Origin of the sequence: Oceanobacillus sp. FSL H7-0719 (genome assembly GCF_045040795.1) — a bacterium.
Lineage (GTDB): Bacteria > Bacillota > Bacilli > Bacillales > Amphibacillaceae > Oceanobacillus.
In genome coordinates this window covers 1,649,970-1,662,243 of sequence record NZ_CP150301.1, presented here as the reverse complement: position 1 = coordinate 1,662,243, position 12,274 = coordinate 1,649,970, and the positions used below count along the sequence as shown (strand labels likewise).

Below are 12,274 nucleotides of genomic sequence, written 5' to 3'. Positions count from 1 at the left end.
TAATTCATGCGAAAGTTGTGTTAAATAAAAAAGGACAGCTATTATTTATAGCTGTCAATGAGAGAAATATGGTGTTGTAATACAGATAGAAACTAAAAATATTGAGTGTAAACTAACGAAATAAACAAATATATGTGCTGTAATTACAGTGCAGGGTGATCACATTCATCACAAACATTGCCATAACAATCTGCTTTCTCAACAATGTTATTTCCGCATTGGTGACACTTTTTCTTCGGTAAGCTCTTGAAAAACTCAACTAGACCAAGCATGTGAATCCTCCTCATATGTTTATTTGTTAATTTGTAATTAAAACCATTGTAATATAACAGTATGTGTTGTGTCAATACTGTGTTACAACATTTTTAAATTTGTTTTATAGAAGCTCTAATGGATGCATATGTAAACTGTATTATAGCAGCAGGTAAAGGGAATTCATCCTTGCTATTCATTGATTTAAGAATTTTTTTGCATTAAACTAATAATGGGAATGAAACAAACGAGGAGGAACTAACATGAAGTTTATCGACAATAAAGGGATTACAGATCCGATGATTAACCTTGCAATTGAAGAATATATTTTACAAAATTTTGGTGAAAAGGATTCGTATTTACTTTTTTACGTAAATAAACCTTCAATTATTATTGGGCGCAACCAAAATACAATTGAAGAAATTAATACGGATTACGTGGAAGCTAACAACATAAAGGTTGTTCGTCGTCTTTCAGGTGGAGGGGCAGTATATCATGATGAACAAAATCTGAACTTCAGTTTCATTACAAAGGATGACGGAGAAAGCTTCCAAAACTTTCAAAAGTTCACTCAGCCGATAGTAGATGCTTTAAATAAAAAAGGTGTTCCAGTTGAATTGCAGGGAAGAAATGACCTTGCAGTAAATGGTCGTAAAATTTCTGGAAATGCGATGTTTTCAACAAGAGGGCGTATGTTCAGTCATGGTACTTTAATGCTGAATTCCGAAATTGAAGAGCTTTCAAGGGCACTTAAGGTGAAAAAAATTAAAATTGAATCAAAAGGAATTAAATCTGTAAGAAGCCGGGTTGCTAATATCAGCGAGTTTCTTGAAGAAGAAATAACGATGGATGAATTTAAAGAGCTAATCCTAAAACATGTATTTGATGTGGAAGATGTAAAAGATGTTCCTGAATATGTGCTTACACAAGAGGATTGGGATAATATTTATGAGATTTCTAAGAATCGTTATCAAAATTGGGAATGGAATTATGGAAAGTCTCCTGCTTTTAATATCCAAGAATCGTATAAATTTCCAGCAGGTCTTGTTGATGTCCGCTTGAATGTGAAAAATGGATTGATTGAAGATTGTACTATTTTTGGTGATTTCTTTGGTGTTGGCGAAGTTGCTGAACTTGAAAATAAACTGATTGGTCTGCGTCATGATCGAAAAGTAATTGATGAAGCACTTGAAGATTTCCCTGTTTCTCATTATTTGGGCAAAATTTCAAAAGAAGACTTTATTAACCTGTTATATTAATTAATTTTTCTGTTCCATTACATTGAAAATCAAAGAAAGGGAAAGAGCAGGAGGTATATTGAGGAATTAATATAACTTTTCTTAAAATTTACTTTTTTCCCTTTCCTTTTTACTGGGTCTTTGTTATTATGAATCTATAAGCCACTTTCTCTTCAATTTATTAGAAGGGAAGAAACTTTATGGAAAAACAACTTTTCACTAGTGCTCATGAAATAACTCCTTTAACAATGGCAATTATCTCCAGCCGTGATGAGGGAGGCAAGTCTATCAGTTATATTTTAGAGGAAAAGATAGAGTACATTAGTAATAACTCCCCAAGTAAACTCATCGATGAAGCGTGTAAGTTCTTCGGATCAAGTCTGAAAGGGAGACAGGAGGGCACCCGCGATGTATGCGGATTAACTCATAAAGTTCCCGTCTCGATTGATCCTGCAAGTGGGATGTATTTCTTTCCTACATACTCCCCGACTAGCCCCAAATGCTCCTGGATTGCTCACTCTCATGTTGATAGAATTAGTCGAACAGATGAAGGCAGAACAGAGATACTTTTTAAAAATGGTAAAGAAGTTAATCTGGATGTTTCTTACGGTTCGATTTTAAATCAAATACGCCGCACCGCACAATTCAGATTTTTACTTGATAATCGTATCAAGTATATAAAGAATCAGCTTGAGTTTGAACCATTTTAGGGGCATTAGACAGATGTTCTTCTATAATTGCTTCAACTTTTTTGCGAATGGAAGGATTAAAAAAATTGCGTTTTTCTTCCCGGCCTTGACAAAGAAATAAAAAGGAAGAAAAGGAGTCATTCTTATTCAAGGTGACTACATCAATTTTTTGTTTATTCATTACCTTTCTTAGTTCTTTGCGCTCCTCCAATGTTTGAGATTCTATTTTCTTTAAAAGTCCCAGATATGGCTCTTTGATTTTAAAGGGACCATTTTCAACATGGGAAATGTCCTGTCTGATTACCACGATGGCCATTGAAAGAAAAAGAAATCTTGAGGCAATTGCATATTCCTCTTCAGTTAGAAAACGCATAATCAACTCTCCTTATAAATAGAACGTGTGTTTCCGTTTCATTATATGCTAAAAGTGAAAAAAAAACTACAAAAATATATTATGAAGAGAAAGTGGCAAATTAATCTCTATTTTACTAGGCATTTTTAGCGTAATACTTTAAAATAAAGGAAACGTGTGCTATGTAGACTGAGGAGAATTGAGTTAAATGTTACTTTACACCATTACCTTTCAGAACTGGCGAACCAAACTAGAGAGCCAGGAATTAGATGATTTTATTCAACAGCTATTAAATCAATACGAAGGACTTGGCCCGCTGCCAGGAATCTTATTGCCATTTATTGAAGCCTTTTTACCGTTTTTGCCATTAATTGTATTTGTATTGGGAAATGCGGCTGCATACGGTCTATTAGAAGGATTTCTCTATTCATGGATTGGTGCGAGCGCAGGAGCTATTATTGTCTTTTATCTTATTAGGAAGCTGAGAAATGTTAAATGGGTGGAAAGAAAAATAATAAGCAATAAACAGGTCTCTCGCGTAACAGACTGGGTAGAACGTCACGGTTTTGGTCCGTTATTCCTTTTGTTATGTTTTCCTTTTTCACCATCAGCTGTCATAAACGTGGTAGCAGGACTCTCAAAGGTCAGCTCACAACAATTTATTTTAGCAGTGCTTCTTGGAAAAACAGTGATGATATTCTCTATTTCCTATGTTGGTTCTTCTATTATGGAGTTTGCGAAAAATCCAATGAAAACAATTGTAGTGCTTATCGGAATTGGTTTATTCTGGGGCATAGGAAAATATTTAGAAAGAAGATTGCAGAATAGAATTGTCGAAAAGAATTATCCCGATATGGATAAGAAATAAAACGTTAGGATAGGGCTTTTATCTCTGATATGATGGAGATAAGAGCTCTTTTTAACAACAGCTCGTTCGCGTTGGATTCGAGTCCGCCGAATGTCTCTTGTTTCTAGGTGGATGAAAAGCCTAGGTAACATTGGTGTCAAAGAGAAGCAGGCATCAAATTAGCAAGATGAACTTTAAAAAATGTAGTGCTGCATGAATAAATGGATTAGAAAACGAATAAGGAGGGGCTTTATGGGAATCCGATTTATTACCGGAAGATCAGGAACAAATAAAAGTGAGATTGTACTTAGTGAAATTAGAAAAAAATTAACGGAGAGCCCAATTGGAGCACCGATTTTTTATATTGTACCAGACCAAATGACCTTTCAGCAGGAACAGGAATTATTTACTGATGAAGGCATACAAGGGAGTATCCGTGCGCAGGTTGCCAGCTTTTCCCGCTTAGCCTGGAGAATCTTGCAAGAAGTTGGAGGAGGAACACGGCAATTTATCAGTTCAGTCGGAATTCAAATGATGTTGCGGAAAATAATTGAGGAGAAACAAGGTGATTGGCTTACCTTTAAAAAGGCTTTAGAAAAACAAGGTTTCTTGGAACAGCTTGAAGGCATGATTACAGAGTTTAAACGATATCAGATTACTCCTGAGATGCTTGAGCTCGAGCTTGCGCATATGGACAAGTTTGTACATAAAGAGCCTACTGAAGTTTCGCTTGAGAAGAAGTTGAAAGATCTCCTTTATATTTATGATAGACTGACAAAAAACCTGGAGAATCAATATATAGACAGTGAAGATCAGTTGCAGCTGCTTGCTGAGAAAATCAAAATCTCGCGTTATCTTGAAAATGCAGAAATATATTTGGATGGTTTCCATCAATTTACACCAAATGAGCTGACTGTCGTAGAAGCGCTGTTGAATAAATGTAAAAGTGTCACTGTAACGCTTACGCTAGATGATCCAAACGAAGCGATGCACGAACTCGATTTATTTTATCAAACAAAGGAAACCTATCATAAACTGATGGATATTGCTGAGGAAAATGAGATACCACTTGATGAACATCTCATGCTCGAACCCAAAAATGGAGGATTAAAGGATAAAACTTATTTTCTCCATTTAGAAAAGTATTTTGATACGCGGCCTGCACCAGCCTTTGAAGGAAATGTGCCAATTGAAATAGCAGAAGCAGTACACCCACGAGCTGAGGTAGAAGGTGCGGCTCAGGAAATTCTCCGACTTGTTCGAGAAGACGATTATCGTTTTCGTGATCTTGCTGTATTCATGCGAGAGGCAGAGGTATACCACGAACTTATAAAAACAGTATTTACAGATCATGGTATCCCAGTATTTATTGATGAAAAAAGAGCAATGCTTCATCATCCGCTGATCGAATTTATTCGTTCCATATTTGATGTTGTCGAAGGTAACTGGCGTTATGATACTGTGTTTCGCGTATTAAAAACAGGATTTATCCCACAGACAGATAAAAAATATCCATTAACAATAGATGCAATTGATGAATTGGAAAATTATATTCTGGAATATGGTATTCGTACAAGAGAGCGGTGGTTTGGTGAAGAGGAATGGAAATTCCAACGCTTTCGCGGGTTTGAACAAGCGAGTCAAACAGATGCAGAAAAGGCGACACAGACACGTATTAATGCGTACCGCAAACAGATTGTTACGGCTTTGCAAGACTTTGATGAAGAGATTAGAAGCGCTGTTACAGTCAGGGAACGCTGTGCTATTTTATATCACCTATTAGAAAAAGTCGGTGCACCGAGGCGGCTTGAAGTACTCAGGGAAGATTATGATGAAAAAGGAGAAATTGAAAAAGCACGTGAGCAAGAGCAGGTCTGGAATGCAGTCATCCAAGTGTTAGATGAATTAGTGGAAATGGCAGGGGAAGAAACATTAAGTTTTGAAGTATTCAGAGCATCATTGCATGCAGGTTTAGAAACCTTGGAATTTGCTCATGTGCCGCCAAGTATGGACCACGTAATTGTGGGCACGATAGATCGTTCTAGAATCGGAGGAGTCAAAACCGCCTTTCTTTTAGGGGTAAATGATGGTATATGGCCAATGAAGCCGCCAGCAGATGGAATAATCAATGAACGAGAAAGAGAGCTTTTGCAAGAAAATGGCATTGCGCTTGCGGAAAACAGTGTAAGACAATTGCTTGATGATAATTTCTATATGTACTTAGCCTTTACAGTGGCTGAAGAAAGTTTAAAAATCAGCTATACATTAAGTGATGCAGAGGGTAAAGGAAAAATGCCTTCACAGCTTATTAAACGTATTGAGGATCTTTTTCCTGACACGAAAGAGCATATTCTGCTTCAAGACCCTGATGAGCTTGTTGAGGCGAAAAGGTTTATTACAACTCCAGGAAAAACAAGATCTGCACTAACTGCTCAGCTTGCACGACATCGCCGGGGCTATCCGTTATCAGATGTTTGGTGGCATGTGCTCAATTGGTATGTAGGGCATGAGCCGAAGCATAGTACGGCCTATCGTGTATTGCAAGGACTCTTTTATGAAAATAAGCCGATTGATTTATCGGAGGAGACGGTAGAAAACCTTTATCCGAAGAAAATTAAAGCAAGTGTCAGCAGGCTCGAAACGTATTATCGCTGTTCTTATCAGCACTTTGCAAAGTACAGCTTGAAGTTAAATGAACGCCAGACTTATAAACTGGATGCACCAAATATTGGCCAGCTCTTCCATGAAGCATTAAAGATTATTACAGAATGGATTCAGGTAGAGGGCAGAGACTTTTCACAGCTGACAAAAAAGGATTCTACTGCTTACGCAAATCGAGCTATTGGCCGATTAGCTCCAATTTTACAACATCAGATCTTGCACAGCTCAAATCGCTATAAATATATTCAGCAAAAGCTGGAAGAAATAATTTCCAGAGCCACATATATATTGAGTGAGCAGGCAAGACAGAGTAATTTCTCACCGGTGGGCCTTGAACTGGGCTTTGGAGAAAGAGATAAATTAGATCCATTAACGATGCAGCTGCCAAATGGTTTTGAGTTGATTCTTCAAGGAAGAATTGACCGGGTTGATAAGGCACTTAATCAAGATGAACTCTTTTTGCGGATTATTGACTATAAATCTAGCTCAAGAGGTTTGAACTTAGTTGAAGTATATTATGGACTGGCCTTGCAGATGCTGACTTATTTAAATGTTGTCATCTCTCAAGCAGAATCCTGGCTGGGCATGGAAGCGACACCGGCTGGTGTGCTTTACTTCCATGTGCATAACCCAATGATTAGTGAAAAACCTGATTTAGAGGCAATGAAAATTGAAGAAGAATTATTTAAGAAATATAAAATGAAGGGGCTTCTGCTTTCGGACGAACAAATCGTAAGGAAAATGGATACTGCTTTAGAAACAGGTTATAGTGATATGCTGCCTGTTGCCTTAAAGAAAGATGGAAGTTTTTATAGTTCATCTCAGGTCGCAAACAGCGAAACCTTTAATGATTTACAAAAATATATTCATCAGCTCATCCACCATGCTGGCATTGAAATTACTGCCGGATCTGTAGAGCTGAATCCATATCAATATAAACAACAAATAGCTTGTACGTACTGTCCATTCCTCTCTGTTTGCCAATTTGATACAGGGCTAGAAGAAAATAGCTTCCATCGTTTAAAGGATATGAAGGAACAGGAAGTACTTGAAAAAATAGCAGGGAAGGAGGAAAACTAATGGTACAGTGGACAAAAGAGCAGGAAGATGCAATTTACTCATCAGGAAGCAATATTCTCGTAGCTGCAGCAGCTGGTTCAGGAAAAACGGCTGTACTGGTAGAAAGAATTATCCAGAAGCTCTTAAATAAGGAAAATCCAATGGATATCGATGCGCTCCTTGTTGTAACATTTACAAATGCAGCTGCTCAGGAAATGCGCAATCGTGTTGGCAGTGCATTGGAAAAAGCATTAGCAGAGGATCCAAGTTCGATTCATTTAAAAAAGCAATTATCACTATTGCAGCGCGCTTCTATCTCAACATTGCATTCCTTCTGTTTAAATGTTGTAAAAGAATATGCGTATTTATTAGATATTGACCCGGGATTTAGAATTGCAAACGAAATGGAAATTGATTTAATTAAACAAGATGTCCTTGATGACTTATTTGAAGTATGGTACGGAGCTGAAAGTGCAGATGAGTTTTTTGCTGTAGTCGACCGCTTTTCCAGTGATCGCAGTGATCTTGAGGTAGAGTCACTGATATTGGACTTGTATGAATTCTCCGTTCAAAATCCATGGCCGGAACAATGGCTGGATTCCTTAGCGGCCGTTTATAATATACCAGAAAACTGGCAGGAGGAAGAACTCGAATTTCTTGAGATACTTAAATATGAAGTAAAAAGCAAGTTTACAGGTCTGAGGGAACAAATGCAGCAGGCATTGGAAATTGCGAGGGAAGCTGATGGGCCTTACGGATATGTTGATACGCTTATGAAAGAGCTTGAAGGCTTAGAACAAGCAGAAAGTTACCTTGACTCCTGGGGAGATCTGCAGAAGTTTATGAGTGCCTATAAATTTGGCAGACTTCCAGGGAAAAAGATGGATTGTAATGAAGATAAAAAGGAACTTGTAAAAAAACTGCGTCAAAACTATAAGAAGAAATGGGAAGACATGACGAAAAACTGGTTTAATCGTGCACTAGAGAACCATATTCAAGATATGCGTGAGTTATACCCAGTTGTAAAAAAACTAACAGAGCTTGTAAAGCAATTTAATCAAGGCTTTACCCAAATAAAACGTGAAAAAGCAATTGTAGATTTTTCAGACTTAGAGCATTATTGTTTACAGCTTTTACTCGATGATAGTGGAAACGAAACAGAGCCAGTACCATCAAGCGTAGCGCTTCATTTCCAAAATCAATTTAAAGAAGTGCTCGTTGACGAGTATCAGGATACGAATCTTGTACAAGAAACAATTATTCGTTTAGTAAGTGAACAAGAGGGACCAGGGAATACCTTTATGGTTGGCGATGTAAAGCAAAGCGTTTACCGCTTCCGACATGCCGAGCCAAATCTCTTTATAGAAAAATATAAACGATTTGCAACAGAGGAAGACCCAGGAAAACGGATTGATCTCGCAAGGAATTTCCGAAGCAGGGAGGAAGTGCTAGCCGGAGCGAATTATATTTTTAGACAGGTACTAGATGAGGAGCTTGGCGAAATTGCTTATGATAAAGATGCAGAGCTGATTTATGGAAATATGAGTTATAATGACTTCCCGCTGCCAGATCCAGAAGCAGAGTTACTATTAATTGACCGAGAAAAGGGAGAAGAGCCAGAGCCGGAAGATGAGGAAGCAGAAAACTTTCAGGATCTTGAAAAGGCACAACTCGAGGCGCGGGCTTATGCAGCAAAAATCAAGCAATGGATTGGTAAAGAGGATGATGTCGCTCCTTTTGAAGTAGTTGATAAAGAAACAGGTCGCCAGCGATCAGCACAGTATCGTGATATTGTTATTTTAATGCGTTCCATGACATGGGCTCCAACGATTGTTGATGAATTAAAGAAACAGGGCATTCCTGTTTATGCTGAGGTTGCAACAGGTTACTTTGAAGCAATAGAAATTAAAATTATGATTAGTTTATTAAAAGTGATTGATAATCCGCGACAGGATATACCACTTGCATCTGTTTTACGCTCACCTATTGTCGGCATGAATGAAGATGAGTTGACAAAAGTCCGGCTGGAAAATCGCTTAGGTTCCTTTTATGAGGCTTTACAGGACTATGAAAAATCTCATACGAATGAAACGGCTGATAAAGCGAAGTTTTTCCTTCATAAACTGATCGAATTTCGCACCGCTTCACGTGAGGGAGCTTTATCTGAATTAATCTGGGAGATTTATCGAGAGACAGGCTACTATGACTTTGTTGGCGGAATGCCTGGTGGCAGGCAACGTCAAGCAAATCTGCGTGCACTTTATGACCGGGCAAGAAGCTTTGAAGCTACCACTTTCCGTGGGCTGTTCCGTTTCCTGCGTTTTATTGAAAGAATGGAGGAGAGAGGCGACGACTTAGGAGCTGCTCGTGCACTTAGTGAACAGGAAGATGTTGTAAGAATTATGACCATTCATAAAAGTAAAGGGCTTGAATTCCCTATTGTCATTCTGGGCGCGATAGATAAACAGTTCAACCTGATGGATTTAAAAGGGAAATATCTTCTTCATAAAGACTTTGGATTCGCCACAAAATATATCGATCCGATAAAGCGTATTTCCTATACTACTCTTTATTTCGAAGCAGTGAAAAATCAAAAGTTACGTGAGCAATTGGCAGAGGAAATGCGTGTCTTATATGTTGCGCTCACCCGTGCAAAGGAAAAACTGGTGATGGTTGGGAATGTAAATTCTGTTGAAAAGAAACTAGATAAATGGCAGGAAATCATTGAACATCAGGATTGGGTACTTCCGGCACATTATAGGGTGGAAATGAAAACATATTTAGATTGGATAGGGCCGGCGCTAATACGTCATGAGCAAAACGAGATTTTTCGAAATGGGAATCTGCCAGATGGGCTTTTGACTGATATTACTGCTGATCCCTCAAAGTGGAAAATCTCGGTGATTCATGCGAGTGAGCTTACAAATTTAACTGTAAATGTGGAGCAAGAGAATGCAGGGCTGCGAAAGAGACTCGTAAACTGGGAGCAGTTCCCGCTTGAAAATGAAACATTAAACGAATATGTAGAAACTCGGTTAGATTATGAATATCCATATCGAAAAGCAACCGTTACAAGAGCAAAACAGACAGTTACAGAAATTAAACGGCAAAAAGAGATTTTTGACGAGTATAGTGGTAATCAGCTAGTAGAAAATTATAAAGCACCAATAGTGAAACGGCCTAACTTTATGCAGAAAGAGAAAACGTTAAGTGCCGGAGAAAAAGGAACAGCAATGCATGCTGTAATGCAGCATATTCCGTTAGAAAAAGCCTTAAATCAAGAAGAGATTTTGCATGAAGTTGATAAGGCGGTCAGCAAAGAGATATTAACACGCACTGAAGCGGATGCAGTTGACGCTTCAGCAATTGAAGCTTTTTACCAAACGCAAATTGCACAATATATGATGAAACAAAAGGATATTTATCGGGAAGTTCCCTTTAGTTTGACTTTAAAGGCGAAGGATATCTATCCGGAGTTTGCGGACGGCAGCAAGGAAGAGGTCTTAATTCAGGGAGTAATCGACTGTCTTATTCCGAAAGAAGATGGCTGGATTATTTTAGATTATAAGACGGATTCAATTGATGGAGAGCTGACTCCAGAATTAGAGAAAAAGCTGATTAAGCGATATCAAGTTCAATTATCGCTTTACCGGGAGGCCATCGAAAAGATCTGGAAACAGCCTGTGAAAGAAACCTATTTATATTTCTTTTCCAAACAGCTGTTAATTGAAGTGCCTAAACAATCATCTTAATATTAAACAAAAAGTGGCTCGTTCATCAACATAATATGGACGAGCCATTCTTATTCCGAATAAACATGGATTCATTATGCTGTGATATTGCAGATGAGGACCAGGATAAACTCATGTAGCGGATAGGCTGCGGCAGTCGAGTTAATAAAATGCCTTTAAGATTAAGTTGAATATAGCAGGATTTTTAGTGTAATGTATTGAATGATAAATATATAAAGAAAGTAAAGGGTGAGGCGCACAGGATGGATAATAAGTTGATGCCTGTAAAAGAACAGAATCGCATTGTCTGGATTGATATCGTTAGAGGGTTTGCGATTTTGGGTATATTTATAGTGAACATTGGTGCTTTTTCAGCACCTTACTTTTTGTATGGCGGTGCAGAGAATGCCTGGAGTGAACCAGTAGAACAGTTCATACAAATGCTCATTGATGTTTTCTTTCAAGGAAGCTTTTACACCTTGTTTTCAATCTTATATGGATTCAGCTGGCAGCTGATGAAAGATAGATTAGATATAAAAGGAATAAACTACGCTGCATTTTTATTCCGAAGACAACTTATTTTAGTTGGTATTGGAATGGTTCATGCTTTTCTTATATGGCATGGTGATATATTACTTTCCTATGGGTTAATTGGATTATTGCTATTGTTTTTTATTGAAGTAAAAGATCGGACTCTTTTATTATGGGCCGTGCTGCTTCTTGGTGGAAGTGTTTCTTTTTTTACAATCAGTCTCTACCAGGTTCGTTATCTGCTTGGGGGAGCAAATGAAACAGCAATTTCACAAGCGATAGAGAGTTACTCGAGTACACAACTGTCTGTCATATTGGGGCAAAATTTACAGGATTGGTCTAACGCAAATTCTGGGATTGCTTTTATTTTACTTATCATAACGTTGTTGCCTTTATTTTTATTAGGCATGTATATAGCAAGAAAACAATGGTTGCATGAACCTCAGAAACATCAGCAAACCTTATGGAGACTGCTGAAAATAAGTTTCTTTTTATTTATATTATTAAAGCTGGGACCATATAGTATAGGTAATCCACTGTGGCTTTCTTACTTACAGGATAATCTTGGCGGAGCAGCGTCTGCTCTCTTTTATATTGTTTTAATAACACTGATATCTCAATCTGCATTGGGATTAAAAATAGTTATGCCATTTAAATATGTTGGAAGAATGGCTTTAAGTAATTATATTTTACAATCTGTCTTTTGTTTCATTTTATTTTATGGCATTGGTTTCGGTCTATATGGTTCTATTAAGCCGTCCATTGCAATCTTAATTGTTATTGTTTTTTATAGCCTGCAAATAATTGGGAGTAAATGGTGGCTTTCAAGATTCCGCTTTGGCCCGTTGGAATGGATTTGGCGAACTCTAAGTTATAAAAAGAAACAAGTGATTCGCAAATAAGCAGAGGTGGGG

8 protein-coding genes are annotated in these 12,274 nt (G+C 37.7%); 6 read left to right on the top strand and 2 right to left on the bottom strand.

Translation table 11 applies throughout. The annotated features are described in order from the left end of the window. Nucleotides 1–143: 143 nt before the first annotated feature. Nucleotides 144–272: a protein YhfH gene (gene yhfH / locus NST93_RS08930; protein ID WP_405103273.1), complete on the bottom strand. Its 129-nt coding sequence runs from the start codon at nt 270–272 to the stop codon at nt 144–146. 243 nt (nt 273–515) lie between these two features. On the opposite strand from yhfH, the gene NST93_RS08925 reads away from it, so the two are divergent. Continuing rightward, a complete protein-coding gene (locus NST93_RS08925; RefSeq protein WP_405103271.1) occupies nt 516–1,511 on the top strand; it encodes a lipoate--protein ligase in 996 nt (331 codons plus the stop codon). Nucleotides 1,512–1,690: 179 nt separating this feature from the next. Further along, nucleotides 1,691–2,200, top strand: coding sequence for a competence protein ComK (locus tag NST93_RS08920; protein ID WP_405103269.1), 510 nt, complete (start codon nt 1,691–1,693; stop codon nt 2,198–2,200). On the opposite strand, the gene NST93_RS08915 is transcribed toward NST93_RS08920, so the two are convergent. Further along, complete coding sequence (locus NST93_RS08915; RefSeq protein ID WP_405103267.1) at nt 2,160–2,552, bottom strand: hypothetical protein; 393 nt, start codon at nt 2,550–2,552, stop codon at nt 2,160–2,162. The two genes, NST93_RS08920 and NST93_RS08915, sit on opposite strands and share 41 nt — an antisense overlap. A gap of 187 nt (nt 2,553–2,739) precedes the next feature. Here NST93_RS08915 and NST93_RS08910 point away from each other — a divergent pair, with 187 nt between their 5' ends. From NST93_RS08910 to NST93_RS08895, 4 genes are all read left to right on the top strand, one after another. Beyond that, nucleotides 2,740–3,399, top strand: coding sequence for a TVP38/TMEM64 family protein (locus tag NST93_RS08910; RefSeq protein ID WP_405103266.1), 660 nt, complete (start codon nt 2,740–2,742; stop codon nt 3,397–3,399). Between the two features lie 231 nt (nt 3,400–3,630). Then, on the top strand, nt 3,631–7,119 hold the full coding sequence (gene addB, locus NST93_RS08905; protein WP_405103264.1) for a helicase-exonuclease AddAB subunit AddB: 3,489 nt from the start codon (nt 3,631–3,633) through the stop codon (nt 7,117–7,119). Beyond that, nucleotides 7,119–10,850, top strand: a complete 3,732-nt coding sequence (gene addA, locus NST93_RS08900; RefSeq protein WP_405103262.1) for a helicase-exonuclease AddAB subunit AddA — start codon at nt 7,119–7,121, stop codon at nt 10,848–10,850. Before addB ends, addA begins: the two co-directional genes overlap by 1 nt. A gap of 242 nt (nt 10,851–11,092) precedes the next feature. Further along, nucleotides 11,093–12,262 (top strand): DUF418 domain-containing protein, encoded by a 1,170-nt coding sequence (locus tag NST93_RS08895; protein ID WP_405103260.1) that lies wholly within the window; start codon nt 11,093–11,095, stop codon nt 12,260–12,262. Nucleotides 12,263–12,274 lie beyond the last annotated feature (12 nt).

Bases quoted from the DNA above. Each gene is read 5' to 3' on its own strand.
- yhfH (WP_405103273.1), bottom strand. From the start codon at position 272: ATGCTTGGTCTAGTTGAGTTTTTCAAGAGCTTACCGAAGAAAAAGTGT.
- NST93_RS08925 (WP_405103271.1), top strand. From the start codon at position 516: ATGAAGTTTATCGACAATAAAGGGATTACAGATCCGATGATTAACCTT.
- NST93_RS08920 (WP_405103269.1), top strand. From the start codon at position 1,691: ATGGAAAAACAACTTTTCACTAGTGCTCATGAAATAACTCCTTTAACA.
- NST93_RS08915 (WP_405103267.1), bottom strand. From the start codon at position 2,552: ATGCGTTTTCTAACTGAAGAGGAATATGCAATTGCCTCAAGATTTCTT.
- NST93_RS08910 (WP_405103266.1), top strand. From the start codon at position 2,740: ATGTTACTTTACACCATTACCTTTCAGAACTGGCGAACCAAACTAGAG.
- addB (WP_405103264.1), top strand. From the start codon at position 3,631: ATGGGAATCCGATTTATTACCGGAAGATCAGGAACAAATAAAAGTGAG.
- addA (WP_405103262.1), top strand. From the start codon at position 7,119: ATGGTACAGTGGACAAAAGAGCAGGAAGATGCAATTTACTCATCAGGA.
- NST93_RS08895 (WP_405103260.1), top strand. From the start codon at position 11,093: ATGGATAATAAGTTGATGCCTGTAAAAGAACAGAATCGCATTGTCTGG.